The sequence below is a fragment of the Acinetobacter nematophilus genome, assembly GCF_026344175.1.
GTDB lineage: Bacteria > Pseudomonadota > Gammaproteobacteria > Pseudomonadales > Moraxellaceae > Acinetobacter > Acinetobacter nematophilus.
Genome location: NZ_JAPKMY010000002.1, coordinates 473,251 through 491,376, shown reverse-complemented (window position 1 = coordinate 491,376; position 18,126 = coordinate 473,251). Strand labels below are relative to the sequence as shown.

At 37.5% G+C, this 18,126-nt stretch carries 17 protein-coding genes; 11 read left to right on the top strand and 6 right to left on the bottom strand.

Annotation, left to right across the window (positions count from 1 at the left end; translation table 11 throughout):
- Nucleotides 1-15: 15 nt before the first annotated feature.
- Nucleotides 16-366 carry a hypothetical protein gene (locus OSH00_RS06020; protein ID WP_266129676.1) on the bottom strand — a complete coding sequence of 117 codons (351 nt, stop codon included), beginning with the start codon at nt 364-366 and terminating at the stop codon, nt 16-18.
- A 43-nt stretch (nt 367-409) separates the two neighbouring features.
- Nucleotides 410-778 (bottom strand): sulfurtransferase complex subunit TusD, encoded by a 369-nt coding sequence (gene tusD / locus OSH00_RS06015; RefSeq protein ID WP_042087054.1) that lies wholly within the window; start codon nt 776-778, stop codon nt 410-412.
- Nucleotides 779-847: 69 nt separating this feature from the next.
- Between tusD and OSH00_RS06010 the strand changes: the two genes are divergently transcribed.
- Both OSH00_RS06010 and fumC read left to right on the top strand, forming a co-directional pair.
- Nucleotides 848-1,852 carry an NAD-dependent epimerase/dehydratase family protein gene (locus OSH00_RS06010; protein WP_266129675.1) on the top strand — a complete coding sequence of 335 codons (1,005 nt, stop codon included), beginning with the start codon at nt 848-850 and terminating at the stop codon, nt 1,850-1,852.
- A gap of 162 nt (nt 1,853-2,014) precedes the next feature.
- Nucleotides 2,015-3,409, top strand: coding sequence for a class II fumarate hydratase (gene fumC, locus OSH00_RS06005; protein ID WP_266129674.1), 1,395 nt, complete (start codon nt 2,015-2,017; stop codon nt 3,407-3,409).
- A 98-nt stretch (nt 3,410-3,507) separates the two neighbouring features.
- On the opposite strand, the gene OSH00_RS06000 is transcribed toward fumC, so the two are convergent.
- Nucleotides 3,508-3,654, bottom strand: a complete 147-nt coding sequence (locus OSH00_RS06000; RefSeq protein ID WP_196077782.1) for a hypothetical protein — start codon at nt 3,652-3,654, stop codon at nt 3,508-3,510.
- Between the two features lie 578 nt (nt 3,655-4,232).
- Nucleotides 4,233-4,676, bottom strand: coding sequence for a BLUF domain-containing protein (locus tag OSH00_RS05995; protein ID WP_266129673.1), 444 nt, complete (start codon nt 4,674-4,676; stop codon nt 4,233-4,235).
- Nucleotides 4,677-5,076: 400 nt separating this feature from the next.
- Here OSH00_RS05995 and OSH00_RS05990 point away from each other — a divergent pair, with 400 nt between their 5' ends.
- The 3 genes from OSH00_RS05990 (at nt 5,077) to OSH00_RS05980 (ending at nt 7,528) form a co-directional block, all read left to right on the top strand.
- A complete protein-coding gene (locus OSH00_RS05990) occupies nt 5,077-5,541 on the top strand; it encodes a hypothetical protein (protein WP_266129672.1) in 465 nt (154 codons plus the stop codon).
- Nucleotides 5,542-5,885: 344 nt separating this feature from the next.
- The gene (locus OSH00_RS05985) at nt 5,886-6,377 is read left to right on the top strand and encodes a hypothetical protein (RefSeq protein WP_266129671.1); all 492 of its coding nucleotides are present in this window, start codon (nt 5,886-5,888) and stop codon (nt 6,375-6,377) included.
- A gap of 548 nt (nt 6,378-6,925) precedes the next feature.
- The gene (locus tag OSH00_RS05980) at nt 6,926-7,528 is read left to right on the top strand and encodes a nitroreductase family protein (protein WP_266129670.1); all 603 of its coding nucleotides are present in this window, start codon (nt 6,926-6,928) and stop codon (nt 7,526-7,528) included.
- A gap of 70 nt (nt 7,529-7,598) precedes the next feature.
- On the opposite strand, the gene OSH00_RS05975 is transcribed toward OSH00_RS05980, so the two are convergent.
- Complete coding sequence (locus tag OSH00_RS05975) at nt 7,599-9,386, bottom strand: acyl-CoA dehydrogenase (RefSeq protein WP_266129669.1); 1,788 nt, start codon at nt 9,384-9,386, stop codon at nt 7,599-7,601.
- A 127-nt stretch (nt 9,387-9,513) separates the two neighbouring features.
- Between OSH00_RS05975 and OSH00_RS05970 the strand changes: the two genes are divergently transcribed.
- From OSH00_RS05970 to OSH00_RS05950, 5 genes are all read left to right on the top strand, one after another.
- Nucleotides 9,514-10,491, top strand: a complete 978-nt coding sequence (locus OSH00_RS05970; protein WP_266129668.1) for a GlxA family transcriptional regulator — start codon at nt 9,514-9,516, stop codon at nt 10,489-10,491.
- A gap of 293 nt (nt 10,492-10,784) precedes the next feature.
- Nucleotides 10,785-11,222, top strand: a complete 438-nt coding sequence (locus tag OSH00_RS05965) for a DUF2946 domain-containing protein (protein ID WP_266129667.1) — start codon at nt 10,785-10,787, stop codon at nt 11,220-11,222.
- Nucleotides 11,223-11,503: 281 nt separating this feature from the next.
- On the top strand, nt 11,504-12,940 hold the full coding sequence (locus OSH00_RS05960; RefSeq protein ID WP_266129666.1) for a cytochrome ubiquinol oxidase subunit I: 1,437 nt from the start codon (nt 11,504-11,506) through the stop codon (nt 12,938-12,940).
- Nucleotides 12,940-13,944 (top strand): cytochrome d ubiquinol oxidase subunit II, encoded by a 1,005-nt coding sequence (gene cydB / locus OSH00_RS05955; protein ID WP_266129665.1) that lies wholly within the window; start codon nt 12,940-12,942, stop codon nt 13,942-13,944. The genes OSH00_RS05960 and cydB overlap by 1 nt, the downstream gene beginning before the upstream one ends.
- A 98-nt stretch (nt 13,945-14,042) precedes the next feature.
- Entirely contained in the window at nt 14,043-14,150 is a 108-nt protein-coding gene (locus OSH00_RS05950; protein WP_196076409.1) for a DUF2474 domain-containing protein, read from the top strand.
- Nucleotides 14,151-14,306: 156 nt separating this feature from the next.
- On the opposite strand, the gene OSH00_RS05945 is transcribed toward OSH00_RS05950, so the two are convergent.
- On the bottom strand, nt 14,307-15,062 hold the full coding sequence (locus tag OSH00_RS05945; RefSeq protein ID WP_266129664.1) for a DUF805 domain-containing protein: 756 nt from the start codon (nt 15,060-15,062) through the stop codon (nt 14,307-14,309).
- Nucleotides 15,063-15,354: 292 nt separating this feature from the next.
- On the opposite strand from OSH00_RS05945, the gene OSH00_RS05940 reads away from it, so the two are divergent.
- The gene (locus tag OSH00_RS05940) at nt 15,355-18,123 is read left to right on the top strand and encodes a type VI secretion system Vgr family protein (RefSeq protein WP_266129663.1); all 2,769 of its coding nucleotides are present in this window, start codon (nt 15,355-15,357) and stop codon (nt 18,121-18,123) included.
- The last annotated feature ends 3 nt before the right edge of the window (nt 18,124-18,126 follow it).

The following is an 18,126-nucleotide window of genomic DNA, read 5'->3' as shown; positions in this document are numbered from 1 at the left end:
ATTACCTTAATCATTTTACCAATACAGAACATGGTCAAAGGACTGAATAAATTCACTATTCAAATCGATGAATGCTAACTCTTGTTGTGATTGAGTAACAAAAGCGTTGCTTTTATTCATATTCTCTACTAAAACTGGGGTTAGATCATAAAATTCAAAGCTATCGACCATGTTCGACGCAAGTTTAAATGCCTGTTTTAGAGCTTCAAAATCCAATTCGGATTTTAACAAACTTAGACCGGCATCTTTAAGTAACACTTTGACTTTGCATCCAAAAGTAGCAAGAACCATGGTTGCTGACAAGCTTTCATAAACTTGCAGATTGGTTAAGTTTGCTTGGGTTATAACCACGAGTACAGTATTCACACAAATTACCTTTTAAATGCAACACTCTAATGGGAAGATAAACTTAGAATTGAATGAGACGATCTGTAGATTGGACTGCATCTGCAAGTTCTCCAAGTCCAACAAGATCAAAACCTTTTGCAAGATTATGTGTTTGAATTTGATGGCGTTTAGCATTTTCTTGATCTGTTATTCCACGCGCTAGGGCGGCACTCACACAGACTGGAAGTCGAATTGCGAGTTTTTGCCACTCTACAGATAAATTACGTTGATCATCAGGAATCCATTGCAAGTTGTTGGCAACTTGTACACCATCTTGATAGAAGAACACACGAAATTCTTGATCTTTTGCTTTTAAAGCCTGAGCTAACCCCAATGCATGCCATGCATGAATTGAACTTGGAGCAGCAGTGATTAGTAATAAAGTACTCATTTGATGGCGATTCACTTGGAGAATGGACAGTTTGCAACATTCAAACTTGATAATGATAGGTAGTATACAATGATTTTAGTGACTGGTGGTTTAGGCTTTATAGGCTCGCATGTGGTTTTAAGTTTGCTAGCTCAAAGGCAAGAGGTCGTCATTGTTGATAATCTAGCCAATGCAAATCTGCAGTGTTTAGAGCGTTTGGAATTTATTACAGGAATGTATATTCCATTTGTTAAAATTGATATACGTAATACCCCGGCGCTAAATAAAGTATTTGAACAATATTCAATAGATACCGTGGTGCATTGTGCGGGGTTCAAATCTATTGAAGAGTCTAATCTCAAGCCACTTGAATATTATAACGACAATGTCAGTTGTATTATGAGCCTTTTGCGGGCCATGCAACGTACAGGCGTAAGAAATTTAGTTCATCTTTCTAGTCTTATGGTCTATGCGCAATCGAGTTTAAATTTAAACGAAGAAATCGCTTTTAATTATTCTTATCCGAATCCTTATATCAAATCTCAACAAATGATTGAAGAAATCATCAAGGACACGTTTAGAACTGATCAAGAGTGGAAAATTGCGATTCTAAGATTATCAAATGTAGTTGGAGCTTTTGAGCATGGTGTACTAGGGGAGTTTATTACGCCATTACCAAAAAATATTGTTCCATTAGCATTGCAGGTCGCAGCACAACAGCGTGACTTGATTGAAGTTCATCGTCATGCCGATACGGAAGACAAAACCACTGAGCGTAGTTTTGTACATGTACTTGATGTCTGTGATGCTATTCAGTCCAGTATCTATTGGTTGCATGAGCAAAATAATGTCTGTGAGAGCTTTGATATTTCAGGAACTGTAAGCTCAATCCAAGATTTAATCAACACGATTGAGGACGTGACCGCACAGAAAATACATCAAATAGATGCAGTTTACGAGATTGATGAGCTTGATCAGGTGGCTTCGAATAGTCATAAAGCCCTCGATGTTTTAAAGTGGGAGGCAAAACGCCCACTTCAACAAATGATTCAAGATGAGTGGCGGTTTTACCAAAATACGCTGAATAATTATTGATGAGTAAGGGATATAGCAATGTAAATAATTATCATTTACATTGAGAGCCTATTTGTTTAGCATAGGATTTCGCTGGAGTAATGGCTTGTATTCATTGTCTAGAGATGATCATATTATAAGCTGTCACTTGAAAATAAAATTCGGACGATTAAGAGGTTGAAAATGCAGACACGTATTGAACACGACACGATGGGTGAAGTTGAAGTTCCCGGTGAGGCAATGTGGGGAGCACAGACTCAACGAAGTGTAGAAAACTTTAAAATCGGCACCGAACATATGCCACGTCCTATGATTCGAGCAATGGGGCTTGTTAAAAAAGCCGCAGCGATTAGCAATGCGAGCCTCAATCAAATTCCGCAAGAATTATCACAATATATTGTAGAAGCAGCTGACGAAGTCATTGCTGGTCATTGGGACAGTCAATTTCCTCTAGTGGTTTGGCAAACGGGATCGGGTACACAAAGCAATATGAACTGTAATGAGGTGATTGCCAATATTGCCAACCAAAAACTCGGTAATCCTTTAGGTTCGCAGAAACCAGTTCATCCCAATGACCATGTCAATCGTGCCCAATCTACCAATGATTCATTTCCAACCGCGATTCACGTAGCAGCAGCATTGCAAATCAATGAATTACTCATTCCAGCAGTCAAACGTTTACGTGATACTTTAAATCGTAAATCCGAAGAATTTAATGATATTGTTAAGATTGGCCGCACACATTTACAAGATGCTACACCTCTGACACTGGGGCAAGAGTTCAGTGGCTATGTATCGCAACTTGATCATGGTCTAAAACGTTTGCAACAAGCTTTGATTTGGTTGTATGAGCTACCATTGGGTGGTACGGCAGTGGGTACGGGTTTAAATGCACATCCGAACTATGCAGAAAAAGCGGCTGAAGAATTAGCAAAATTAACAGGTCTTCCATTCATAACCAACCCCAATAAGTTTGAAGCACTCGCTGGACGAGATGCTGCTGTATTTGCTTCAGGTGCATTAAAGACTTTAGCTGCGAGTCTTAACAAAATTGCCAATGATATACGTTGGTTGGCGAGTGGTCCTCGTTGTGGATTAGGTGAGTTACGTATTCCTGAAAATGAACCAGGCTCAAGTATCATGCCGGGTAAAGTGAATCCCACACAGTGTGAAGCAATGACGATGGTCGTGGCCCAAGTGATGGGCAATGATACAACAATCAATTTTGCAGGTGCAGCTGGTAATTTCGAACTCAATGTATATATGCCTGTGATTGCGTATAATCTAGTACAGTCGATTCAATTGCTCGGTGATGCTTGTAACAGTTTTGATGAGCATTGTGCTGTAGGTATTGAACCAAATCGTGAAAAAATTGATTACTTCTTGCATAATTCTTTGATGCTCGTGACAGCACTTAACCCTGTGATCGGTTATGAAAATGCAGCAAAGGTGGCGAAAACTGCTTATAAACAGGACAAGACGTTAAAAGAAGTTGCGGTAGAATTAGGATTTGTGACTGCTGAACAATTTGATGAAGTGGTTCAACCTGAAAAAATGGTGCATCCAAACGTAAAATAATTAGCTGACGATATAAAATTGGCTAAGCCAGCTTAGCCAATTTGTTAGGCGCATGTAATTGATGCTACGAATCGATTGCACTCATGTCCAGTTCACTGTTAGCCACGCCATGTAGAAAGCATGTAAACAATAATAGCAACTAAAAATAGAGCAACTATAAATAAAATATATTTCGGAATACGACGCTTTTCTTGTGCTTTCTCAATTCTTTCTTCAGTTGGAGAATGATTGTTATCGATTGACATATTAATTAACCTCTAAATTAATTAAGTACTTGTTTTTATGATGAACGAATATTTTCTCTATTGTGTGAATAAATGTTGTTTGAGCGCTTTATAAGCGTAAGTGAATGAAACTTTACGTAGCAAGTAAATCTAAAGAAAATTTTGCAAATCCTGCGTCGTAGATCTAAATAGCTTGAAAAAGTTATGCAATATTTTCTACTTACAATTTATATGATAATGAGATGTATTCTTAATAATGGTGAATAAAATGTTTACAGGAAAAAATTTCGATAATTTTTTAAAATTCAGTTTTATTCTGTTTACGGTATTAACTTTTTTCGCTTGGACAAAGCCTCTATGCCAAGCTGTTTGGCACAGCAGAACAAATTGAATTAAAACCAGCATTAATTTTTATGTTTTTCGCTTTTTTTGCCAAATATCAATATGCTTTCCAATATTGGACAAAGCGTCTTGAACGAATCAATGGAGAGGAAAGACAGCGACAACTCAAAAGAGACGAAGAGAGAATAATTTAAGGCCAGACTCAACCACTACCTCAACGATTAAAAATCATGAGGTGGTGGTTTTTTAAAGAATCCCTAAGCGACAAACTCGTTCACATGATATTCAGGCTCACAAGCCAAAATAGATATAAATTTTTCTGTTGTTTCGGCAGTGAGTAAATAAGGATTGAACTCTTCTAAATGGTATTGCATAAAAAACTCTGAAATCTTTTTATTGATTGGAGAAAATTTCATCGTCCATTGTGAAAATAAGTTTGTCTGATTTTTTTCGTAATATAAGATTTCGCAATTGATATGCCGTTCATCTTTGACGATTCGATTATAAAATAAATCATCAATGATGCTTTGATTTCCCTCTAGACATTGGACAAAATATCCATGTCCATAATACAGCACGCCAGTAACGCCATTGCGATAATTAAAATCTATTGCTTCGTCTAAGATATTGATTAAATTTTGTTTTAAACCTGAATCCACGGTAGCAATTTTACTGACATATAAAAGTCGAACTGACTCCATCTGTGATTCTCTTTTTTTCGGGAGGGAGTGTTGATTGTTACATAAAATGATCTCAATCATATATTTTTATGTAAACATCAATGATTTTTTTAATAAAATTAATGTTACTTTTCTTATAAATGAAAAAAATAGACCTGCTTCCTGCAGGTCAGTATCCACTTTCTTTATTGTCGTGTTGACCACTCTCTTCAATGGTCAGAGATACTATACAGATGTTCTTTAATAAAGAAAACGCAGTAAAACAGTTGGAATAGCTGTCTAAAACTGGGGGAGAAGCCATGATGGCTGCTTGATGTAAATCGATTGATCATGCCTTTTGCATGAATTATAAATATTCCATAATAAACCTTATAGGAATAGAATACTGGCTTAAACAGTGACTTAAATAATGAGAATAAAAATGCATTATCTATTTTTCTTAGCTGCGCTATTGATGAGTGCTGAATTAAATGCTCAAAGCCCATTAGATCAACCTTTTTTGCAAAGTGGAGCAGTAGATGAGCAGTTCAATATCATTAATCTCAAGTTATATAATGAGTTGGTCAAAGCAATTAATCACAATTTTAATAACATTACCACGAATCAATCAGATCGTGACTTTATCGTTTCCAGAATTAGGCTGATTAGCAATGGATTATGGATTGAGTCAGATTTGAAAGATATCAAGTCTATAGAAGATCTAACAAAAAAATTTGATCAACAAAAATATCAGCGTTTGATTAAACAAAATATGTGTAAAAAAGGTGACTTACTAGCGTCAGAAGTTTTTAAAAAAACTACAGGTGGTAATTTTATTTATCAAATAAACAATGCAGAAGGTGATTTTTTAAAAAGCTTTACAGTAAATTATAGGGAGTGTTTATAAATAATTGATGTTTAATGTGAAATTTAAATATATATTGCTTGAGCTGATAGGGGCATTTTTAATTGAGAAAAGATTTTTGAATAGTTCCTTAAATTGTCATGGAACATACTTTTGATAGAGCAGCATCAAACCTATTAATTTTTAGCGCGAACATGGGATGAGATTAAAAAATTAGAATAAACCATGATTCTATATCCTACAGGGTAGCTGAAATAGTTTTTTCTACTTAAATTAGAATTGAATATACTGTTATAATTGTTAGAATGCATTTTTTGCTGTTTTTTACTTATTTGTATTTTTATAAATAATTGAATGTAAACAGCGTCTTAACTAAGGATTTTTTAATGTTGTCTATTTATTTAACAGATGTCCAGAAGCATGTTCAGTTTAAAGATTATCCTGGTGAACATCCTGTTAAATTTATTTTAAATTTCAAAAAGATTTTTCCAAGTGTAATGGAAATTTTACTTCCTGTACTTCCTGAAGACGAAGATCTAGAAAAAATGACATGGGAATCGACCAGTGAAGACTTTGAAACCTTTAAAAAACTATTGACAGGTTGGGGAGTAATCGAATTACGTTTACAAGCGATCAGTCAATATAAAACCAAAGATTTTGCGGATCAACTGTTGAAACAGGCACAAGTCAAGCGTAAAGAATTTGCCAAACAGCAACCGCAATTATCTACAGTCGAATTAGATTATTTATTTATGCATGAAACACATGCCTTGATTGATGCAGAGTTGGTTGATCTGGGTGAAAAATTCTATTTGCCGACATTACGTGAGCTTTGGAAAAATACAGTTTCTGCGAAGGTATTAAATGCACATTTTTAATTAAATGTTGAAACAGCATCAGTGTTCACAAGGGCAGTCAGCCCTGTTCTTGTTGAACTTATAATGGCGTTATTTCAGTGGCTTGCTATGATTGAACTGCTATAATGAATAGATTGTAAAAAGTAAAATAAAGATTGCACAGAGAAGACCCATTAAATTTAAGACTTTCATTTATAACGCATTGTTTTTTTTAAACAGTTTAAAAGTTGACACGCTTTGATTGCAAAATGTTGTAGAGACACCATTTAAAAATACGCTACTTATATGTATTTACCATGAAAAATTGTGTAAATAACAAACATGCTGTTCTGAAAAAAATTAAATTCATTGACTGATAAAACATTGGCATTCGATCCAACAGTGCTGCATGTTGATGATTTGTTTTAATTCAAAGCTTATATTGAAATCAGATATTCATGCACAGCTTATTTATGTTGTAATACTTTAGATTTTATCAATTCATTGAAATTAATGATTTTTTAAAATATCTTCATAATTTTTCTCGTGTTATCGGATTTTCCCGAGGATATATCCAAGGATTTTAAGTCATGTCGAATGTTTTTTTAGATTTAATTCATAAACGCCGTACTATTTATGCAATTGGACGTCATGTCCATCAATCTCCCGAATATCTTTCTGATCTCATTCAACAAGCATTCAAGCAAAGTCCCTCATCTTTTAACTCACAATCATCTCGAGCAGTGATTTTGTTCAATGCTGAACATGAAAAATTTTGGAATTTTGTCAAAGCACAACTCAAAGCTTATGCTAAGGATGAAGCCAGTGCTTTAAAAACTGAATCGAAAATGGATAGTTTCATTGCAGGATTTGGAACAGTTTTATTCTTTGAAGACCAAGATGTGGTGAAAGGTTTACAAGCACAGTTTCCTTCTTATGCCGATAACTTTCCGGTATGGGCAGAGCATTCTACTGCCATGGCACAGTTTGCAACATGGACTGCTTTAAGTAGTGATGGTTTAGGTGCTTCTTTACAACACTATAATCCTATTGTCGATGAACAGGTTCATGCTGAATGGGATATCCCTAAAAACTGGAAACTTCGTGCACAGTTGGTGTTTGGTTCAATTGAAGCTGATGCGTCAGAAAAAACTTATATGGATGATGCCGTACGTTTTAAAGTTTTTAAATAACTTAGATGGATATTTACAAAGCACCCTGACAGGTTCGTTAAGGTGCCTCCATGGATCTTTTTTTCAGAATTTAAAACCAGTCTTTTTGCATCATTGAGCAGGTATCATCAAAGCTGATCAAGCGTTTGGCTTGATGTTCGATTTCCGGAAGTTCCCACATCATAAAATAACGTGCTGCTTGAATTTTTCCTGCTAAAAAATTTATATCCTCTTGATGTGTTGAGTCTTTGAAAGCTTTTAGTGCTTTATTGACCATCTCAAGCCATAACCATGCAACCAATAACTTTCCAAACATGTCGAGATAAAGTGCAGAGTTGGCAAGTACTTCTTTGGTTTTGCCTTGTTGAAGTGCTGAGCCAAGTATATTGGTGGTTTTTTCAATGGTGGCTAAATGTTTACAGAATATATTGGCAATTTTTCGTGAAGTATCATCATTGACTTCATCAAGGGTTCGATTAATACGTTGCAGCAGTAATTTTAAGCCTTGTTGATCATGTTGCCATAATTTACGCCCCAATAAATCCAAGGATTGAATGCCATAGGTGCCTTCATGAATCGGATTTAGACGATTATCGCGGTAACACTGTTCTACAGGATAGTCTTTTGTATAACCTGCACCTCCAAGCACTTGTATTGCTAAATCATTGGCTTTGGGACCATAAGCGGAGGGAAATGACTTCACTACGGGTGTAATTAAGTCTAAAAGAACGGCGCTGTCTGTATTGTCAGCTGCCTGATGTTCATCGATTAATCGTGCGGCAAATAAGCATAAAGCCAATGAGCCTTCTACATAAGATTTTTGTGCCAACAACATTCGCTTCACATCACTGTGCTCAATAATATTGACAGGTTTACTGAATGGATCTTTTTCTTCGACCAATCGACCTTGAGGTCGGTTTTTTGCGTAGTCTAAAGATTCTAAATAGCCACGATATCCGATCATCGCTGCGCCTAACCCCACACCAACACGTGCTTCATTCATCATTTTGAACATGTATTTTAAGCCATCACCAGCTTTTCCAATAAGAAAACCTTGGCATTGATCATTTTCACCAAAACTAAGCACAGTCGAAGTTGTTCCTCTATAGCCCATTTTATGTAATAAACCACTTAAATGGACATCATTTGATTCTGCTATGGAACCATCTACAAGCGTTTTAAACTTGGGTACAATAAACAGTGAAATTCCTTTAACACCTTGCGGCGCACCTTGAATTCTTGCTAGAACCAAATGCACAATATTTTCAGTAATATCTTGATCACCACCAGAAATAAACATTTTCTGACCTTTGATGAGATAGCTGCCATCTGCTTGTGGCGTGGCTTTTGTGGTTAAATCCCCCAAAGAAGAACCGACATCTGGCTCTGTGAGCGCCATTGTTCCAGCAAATCGACCATCAAGCATTGCCGCTAAAAAGGTTTGCTTGTGCTGAGGTGCAGCAAAGGCTTGAATCAGGTTTGCCGCCGCAGCAGTGAGAAACGGATATGCTGCTGTAGAAGGGTTGGCAGACATAAAAAATGCATGACATGCCATATGTATTAAAGTGGGAAGCTGCATTCCACCCAGTTCATAATCATGCTGTGCAGACAATAAACCAGAAGCAGCATATTGCTGCCATGCTGTTTTAATTTCTGGAATGGTCGTTACACGTGTACCATCAAAAATAGGTTCATTTTGGTCCGCTTTAGCATAATGTGGTGCAAAATAATCTGTTGCTATGCCTTGAGCAATATTCAAAACGCTGTCAAACGTCGTTTTATCATGCTCACTGTATCGATTTAATTCCGTCAATTTCTCCGCATCAAAAACCTGATAGAGCAAAAAATTGAGATCTTTAGTATGAATCAATTTAGACATGAAAATTCCTTTTTAAATCGTTTTATTCTGAATTGAGCTTAATCAAAAAATGTAAACATAAGACTTGTCAGAAATGACATCAATAGTGTTATAAATGACATTATTCTCGTCACCGCATTTTTAAAACATGATTAAAATCACCGTGGTTGGATTTGATGGTGCTTTGGCTTCAGCTTTAACCTGTATTGTTGATTTATTTTCAATGACAGGTGCCAGTTGGAATCGTATTCAAAACCAAGATGTTCAGCGTCTATTTCAAGTCCAAATCGCCAGTTTGGATGGAAACCCCATTCAATGTATAAATGGTATACAGATTCAGACGGATATTGCCTTTCATGCGATTCAAAGCACGGATGTGATTGTTGTTCCGACGATTGGTGCTGCTATTGAACAGGTCATTCGCCAACAACAGGGAGTAATGGATTTTATTCGATATGCAGATCGACAGCAGTGGATGATTGTTGGCATGTGTACAGGTAATTTTTTCTTAGCAGAGTCTGGAATTCTAGATCATCGGCTAGCCACAACACATTGGGGGTTTAAAGACTTATTTGAGCGCTGTTATCCAAATGTTAATTTAAAGACTGAGCAATTGATTACCCGTGCTGAACATCTCTATTGTGCTGGTGGGGGACTGGCGTGGTTCGATATGGGACTGCATCTGATCGAACATTTTTATGGTTTTGAAATTGCGCTTCAAACAGCGAAATCTTTTGTGATTGATTATCGCCGTAGTAGTCAGTTGTCATATTCAATTCTACGGATTTCTAATCTCCATCATGATGAGTTGGTGCAACGCATACAACAATGGATTGAAGTTAATTTTTCAGAGCAAATTAGTATTACTTTTTTAGCACAGCAATTTAATGTGACTTTGAGGACATTGATTCGCCGCTTTAAAGCAGCTTTAGGACTACCACCGAACAGTTATATTCAGGCAATTCGTATTGAAGCCGCTCAAAAGCGTTTAGAGGAAACCGAACAATCCATTGATATGATTATGCAGAGTGTAGGTTATCTTGATCCAAGTTCATTTCGACGATTATTTAGAAAGATGACAGGATTGACTCCATTGGAGTATCGTCGCCGTTTTAGCCGTTGCTAGAATCCGCTGTTCAGGATGTATTGTTATTATTTATGTTGAATAGGTTGAAAATTAATCAACGTATCTATTCAAGTGATGATTTATATAGGAAATCTAAATGAAAAAAAGTGCAAAGTATTGCTGAAATAGTGCTAAAGAGGCTTTGAATAATAAAATAAATGTACTATAGTAATATAAGAAAAGTTGAGTAATAAGCTTGGTTTTTGTTCAATTATTATTGATCACAGATTAAGAATGATTGGTTCAAGTGACATTTTGCTTTTCCGTATCTCTCTCAATATGAGCAATCAATTGTGTTAAGACGCAGTGGTTTGTTGCTGGCATTTGCAACAGTATTTTTACAGCTTGCGGTTTTTTTACAGCCGCTCTTGCCTGAGCAATATCAAATTGCTCCGGTCTGTGAAGACATCACTCAATCTTTGTTACGTCCAACGCATGCGCATAGTCATCACGAGCAAGGCTCAAGCTTTATTCATCACTATTTACATCTGGATCAACCACAACAGGCAGCATCTTCAGATCATGATCATCATGATATGAACCATCAATGCCAGTATTGTGTGGTTTATGGCAATTTAGTGATGCCACCAGAAATTGGCGTAAAAGAAATATTGGTGCGTATCCAAATACGCTTATTGGCTTATGTTGAAGCCTTCCAGCACGTCTATTTTGAATTACAGCGTTTATTTCTCATTCCTCAGGGGCGAGCCCCACCAACATTCTCTGCATAAAACATTCATGTATTCATTGCTTCCATGTGTCAATTTTAGACATGTAAAACAATGTAATGCTATTTAGAATCTTTGATGTTGAGAATCACCATGATAAATTCAGTTTTCCTTAAATGGCAGGAAACAGGCCCTTGCATGCAATTTTTAGGGTTATCCGTGCAAAATGAAAACATAAAGCAACAGACTGTGACTAAATTACAGGCGTATGCTGATCTGGCAAAACAAAAAATATTGCGAGATGCATTCAAAACTCAACCTTTATCGATGTATAAGGTGATGTCATGAATTTAGGATTAACGGCTTTAGAATTGGCACGCATACAGTTCGCCTTTACTGTCTCTTTTCATATTATTTTTCCTGCAATTTCAATAGGACTGGCAAGTTTTTTGGCAGTATTGGAATGGCGTTGGCTCAAGACAAAAAATCCTGTATACCAAGATTTGTTTAAATTTTGGGTGAAAATTTTCGCTGTGGCTTTTGGGATGGGCGTTGTATCAGGCGTTGTCATGAGCTACCAATTTGGCACCAACTGGAGTGAATTTTCACGTGTTGCAGGTTCTGTAACCGGTCCATTATTGGCGTATGAAGTGCTCAGTGCATTTTTCCTTGAAGCTGGTTTTCTTGGAATCATGTTGTTTGGTTGGGGGCGTGTTGGTCCACGAGCACATTTTTTTGCAACTGCAATGGTCGCAGTAGGGACATGTATTTCAATGTTTTGGATTCTGTCTTCAAACAGTTGGATGCAAACGCCTCAAGGTTTTACGATTGAAAATGGCATTATCGTTCCTCAAGACTGGTTCGCCATCGTATTTAATCCATCATTTCCATACCGTTTAGCGCACATGGCAGCTGCGGCATTCCTTGTGTCTGCATTATTGGTTGCTGCAACAGCAGCATGGCATCTACTTAAAGGTCGCCGTGACGCCTTGGTCAAAACCTCATTTTCCATGGCGATGTGGATGATTTTAATCCTGGCTCCATTACAAGTTCTGATTGGTGATAACCATGGTTTAAATACCTTAAAGCATCAACCTGCCAAACTTGCTGCGATTGAAGGGCATTGGGAGACCAATAAAGGTGAAGGTATGCCTTTATATCTATTCGGGATTCCAGATATGCAGGCTGAAGAAACCAAATATGCGATTGGTATTCCTAACTTGGGTAGTTTGATCATGACCCACACCATGGACGGTGAAGTGAAAGGCTTGAAAGAATTTGCCCCTGAAGATCGTCCTAATTCGACCATCGTATTTTGGAGTTTTCGCATCATGGTCGGTTTAGGTATGCTGATGATTTTACTTGCAGCATTTGCTTTATTTTTACGCAAGGGCGGTAAGTTGTATGAAAATAGATGGTTGCACCGGTTTGCCTTTGTAATGGGTCCATCAGGTTTTATCGCTTTGCTTGCTGGCTGGTTTACCACAGAAGTAGGTCGTCAACCGTGGGTTGTGTATGGCGTGATGCGGACTAAAGATGCTTTATCCCCAGTATCTGCTGAACAAGTCGGTTTAACCCTGATTATTTTTGTGGTTGTCTACTGCATCGTATTTGGAATAGGCATTTATTATATGCTGAAGCTGATGCATAAAGGTCCGCAATTTATTCACGCGACACCAGAAGGTGCAGCGCATAGTGAAGAAGCTGTAATTCTTGCATCTAAACGACCACTGACAAGTGTCGATGAAAGTGTTGATTCAAATGAACAGGAGCGTAAATAATGATTGATTTATCTCTGATTTGGATTGTCATTATTGCCATTGGCGTCTTTATTTATGTGGTACTGGATGGCTTTGATTTGGGAATTGGAATTCTGTTTCCATTTTTTAAAGATCAGCAAGAACGTGATGTAATGATGAATACTGTTGCCCCTGTCTGGGATGGCAATGAAACATGGATGGTATTGGGTGGTGCAGGTTTATATGCTGCATTTCCAATGGTCTATGCCACAGTTTTATCAGCACTGTATATGCCTATTATCCTGATGGTTGTGGCTTTGATTTTCCGTGGAGTGGCTTTTGAGTTTCGCTTTAAAGCCAATAGAACCAAGCATTTATGGGATAAGGCCTTCATTGGCGGTTCAATTCTTGCCAGTTTTTTCCAAGGTATGATTCTAGGCGCCTATATTCAAGGAATTAAAGTTGAGAATCATATGTATGCGGGTGGAGGATTGGATTGGTTGACTCCATTTACTGCCTTCACCGGTATCGGCGTAGTGATACTTTATGCCGCTTTGGGGTGTGGATGGCTGATTTTTAAAACTGAGCTTGATTTACAGCATCGTATGTATCAGCTTATGCCTAAGCTGGTGATTGCATTATTGGTCATTTTTGGCGCCGTGAGCATTTATACACCTATGGCTCATCCCGAAATTGCTGCACGTTGGTTTAGCCAGCCTCAATTGATGTATTTTAGTCCTGTACCGATTTTGGTGGTGATCTTTACGGTTCTGATTTTGCGCGCATGTAAAACACACAGTGAGCTTCGTCCTTTTATCTACACCTTGGCTTTGGTATTTCTTGCTTATACCGGGTTTATCATCAGTTTATGGCCTTATGTGATCCCACCATCGGTTACGATTTGGGATGCGGCAGCACCTGAAAGTAGTCAATTATTTGCCTTGATTGGTGCATTAATTTTAATCCCGATTATCTTGATTTATACAGGGCTTTCTTACTGGGTGTTTAGAGACAAAGTACGTATTGGAGATGAGGGGTATCACTGATTCATTCAGTAGCCTTTTAAGGATTGACGATTGGGTGATCAAACTGATCACCTGGTCGATTTAAACCAGATACATTGTCAGTAGCGAGGTCGTGAATTTTGAAACTTTCTCAAACTCAGTGGTTTATTTTGTTATGGCTGGGTGGTTTTTTAACTTTAGCCATCATTGCTGGTTTTTTTAGAATGCTGATTCAACTGGCATATTAAAGTTTTCAACACATACAATAGACCAAAATGAGGAATTAAATTCCTCATTTTTTATTTATAAAAATAAATGACTGAATTTGTAATGCTAAAACTGATATGTGAATTGCACAATAAAAAAAGAGGTCTCTATCAGACCTCTTTAGCACGCATAAAGCATTATCTTTGATTGACTTCTTGCGTATTGGAGTGACTGTCTTCATTTAGGTGTTCTGTTTCAGTACTTTGTTCAGCATCTTGTGCTGAGTGTTCGATTTCATCACTTGTTTGTTCAAGCTCTTGAGCTGCTTGCGCAAGTTCCTGTTCTAAGTTAGAAGTATCATGCTCACTCATCTCCATACTATCCATGCTTTGTGGAATGCTACCTTGCATTGAAATCACCCATACTGCAATCGAACCGTAAGCCACAATAAAAATAGCTAAGAAAACAGCATATAAGCTACCGAGTAACTTTTCTGTTTGTTCTGTCTGTCGCTGTGGACCATAGTTATTATTGCCCTCAGTACCTTTGGCACACATTACATATATACCAAAGAAAATATTCACAAGCGGAATCAAAAATAACAACCAGAGCCAACCACTTTTATTTAAGTCATGTATACGTCGGATCGCGATACAAATATTGACCACGGTGAAAGCAATAACCACAGCAACAGCAAGGAAAATAACAAAATAGCCTAAGCTAGACTCCAGTAAAGCAGCAGGATTTTGACTTCCTGTTTGCATGAGCGCGACAACGGCAAGACCAGCAATAATAAACAGTACGCATGTGTAGAGCATGCTGATAATAAACAGCCAAGCCAGATAAGACAGGCGACCAAAACGCCCTTTAGGTGAAAAAGGGTTATCTTTATTGGGGGTAAACGAAGCAGGGTGAGGCTGAGACGTAGAAGTCTGAGTTTCAAAAGGGTTCATAAGTTTCCTATACGTTGTTTTTATTTAAAAATGTCTAAATTTTCACCTGCATTTTAATCAAAAATATCACCATAAACAAGAATAATAATAATCGAAAGAGAAGAGAGATAAATAGCCTAAGCAATTGAGTACAGGATAATCATGATAATCGTCTCAAAAGTTAATATAAATATGATAAGTATATAAAAAATAATATTTTTTTAAATAATTTGAAACAATATAGAAATGATTAAAATAGAGATTTACTAATCATTTTGTTAAGTTTTTCTATATTAAAAATAAGGTCATAATAATGCTTAATAATATTTTTACTGTTTTGGATCAACTGGGCTTTGGGACACAAAAACGGGCGATTAGCGTTCACTTTTCAAATTCGGAACTCAGTTCACAAGTGATGTTGCAACGAATTGATGGTTATCATGCCCTCAATGAGGGCTTGTCTGTAGAATTGATCTGTATTTCAATGAATCCATTTATTGAACTCAAACAGTTTATCGCTTGCCAAGTGTCAGTGGATCAAGTCACAGATTCAGGCAAGCTGTTTAGAACGACTGGGATTATTACAGGTGCCTCACAAGGGCAGAGTGATGGTGCTTTTACGCTTTATCGCTTGACCCTGCAAGACGCAACGAGCTTATGGCATAAACGACGCAATAGTCGGGTATTTTTAGATAAAAGTGTTCCTGAGATTTTAGAGATTATTTTCAATGAATGGGTCTCTAAAAGTGCTTTGTTTGCCTCCAGTTTAAAACTGGACCTGAGTGGCCTCAGCAAGACCTACGATGTACGCCCATTTTCAATGCAATTTAACGAATCTGACCACACATATTTGACTCGGATTTTACGTGAGGAATCAATTAGTTGGCTAATTGATGAATCTAATTATATTACTTTAAACTATAATCAGAATATCGAACCACAGAAACTTAGATTAGTTGATCGTAATGATCAATTCAAGGCACTTGAACGCCGTAACATCCGTTATCATCGCTCAGATGCAACAGAAGCTTATGACAGTATCACCAGTTTAATTGCTCAACGGAATTTACAGTCAACAGCGATCCATCTACAACGTTGGCATGCAGACAGTTTAAGTCAGGAAGATGGCGCAGGTACAGTGCTAAGCTCACATAAACATAGTGCTCATAGAGACAACGAAAGTTTAAGTTTAGAACAAGCATGGAGTATTTCACCTGCTTGGATTCGTGATCTTAAAGGTGAAGATCAGGCCACGACATCAGGCAATCATCAACTGGATAAACTCAATAGCCAACTGAATAGCTACCAAGCCTTGCAAGCTAAATATTTCAAGGCTCAAAGTAGTGTACGTGACCTACAGGTTGGCTATTGGTTTAAGTTAACAGGTCATCCGGAGCTGGACAGAAATCATCGTGAAAATAATGAGATGCTAATATTGAGCAAGCATTTTTACAATCAGAACAACTTTCCCAAAGACATTCAAGATCAAATCGAAAAACTACTTACCCTAAGCCATTGGCAAATTAACAAAGACAGTCAACAAGAACGTCAAGCCAATGAGCTGATGATTGTGCGTCGAAGTATTGAGGTTGTCCCCGAATACGATCCACTGATACATCGCCAAAATACATATGTTCAACGTGCTATCGTGGTGGGTGATGGTGAAGAAATCTATGTCGATGAATGGGGACGGATTAAAATCCGCTTCTTGTTTACCCGAACAGAAGATCATGCCCATGATGGTGGTGCAGGTTCAAATGATAATGATACCGACTCTGCTTGGGTGGATGTGCTGACACCTTGGGCGGGTGAAGGCTATGGTGCAAGATTCCTCCCTCGTGTTGGCGAGATTGTCGCAGTAGATTTCTTTGAGGGGAACCTTGATCGTCCATTTGTGACTGGACGAATTCATGAAGGACATCGTAGTCCAACCAAGTTCGATATTAAAGGCAAGCTACCTGACACCAAAAAGCTCAGTGGTATCCGTTCAAAAGAGGTTGCTGGGGAGGGCTTCGGTCAGCTTCGTTTTGACGATAGTACAGGGCAAATCAGTAGTCAGCTCCAATCCAGTCATGGTGCCAGTCAATTGAATTTGGGGAATCTGAGTTACCCTAAAGAAACAGCAGAAAGTGAGGGGCGTGGTGAAGGCTTTGAGTTAAGGACGGATCAATGGGGTGCGATTCGGGCAGGAGATGGCTTATTACTTTCCACCTATCCACAATCACAAGCTTCCGGTCAGCATTTGCATGCAGATGAAGCTAAAAATCAATTGAATAGTGCCGAACAGTTTGTACAAACACTGAATAATTTCGCAAAAAATCAAAAAACAGACGAAGTTGAACTATTAAATAATCTCAAGCAGTTTGCTAAGCAAATTCAAACTGATATTGCTCAATTTAATCAAAATATGATGTTGTTGACTTCACCTACAGGAATTGGTTTATCAACAGCACAAGATATTCATTTATCTGCTGATGGTCAGATCAATAGTCTTGCACAAGGTAATATCCACCTCAGCACTCAAAAAAACTTAATTGCACATGCACAGAATAGAATTAGTTTATTTGCTGTCATGAATGGAATTAATTTCATTGCTGCTCAAGGTAAATTCAATATTCATGCACAATCAAATGCGCTTGATATATTTGCCAAACTGGGGATCACAATCGCATCGACCGACGACAAAATTGTAATCAGTAGTCCGAAAGAGGTTCAAATTAAGGGCGGATCTTCAAAGCTTACACTTAATGGTGCAGGGATTTTAGGCGAAACGGATCGTTTATTTGAGGTTAATGCTGGTCAGCATAAATTTAAGGATGGGACAAAAATTGAGAATATGCAAGTGGCTCTACCAGATCTTAATAATCCATACATTCTTCAATACCAAGTGAAAAATAAAGACGATCAAGCGCTTTCAGATAAGAAATATATTGTCATTGATGAGGATGGCAATGTTTACAGTGGTATTACTGATCAAAAAGGATTGATGAAGCTAAAAACAGCACCAACTTCGCAAACAATTGTTGCAAGAGTTATGGTGAAAGACATAGAAGATGCACAAGAAGAAATCAGTAAAGATTAGGAT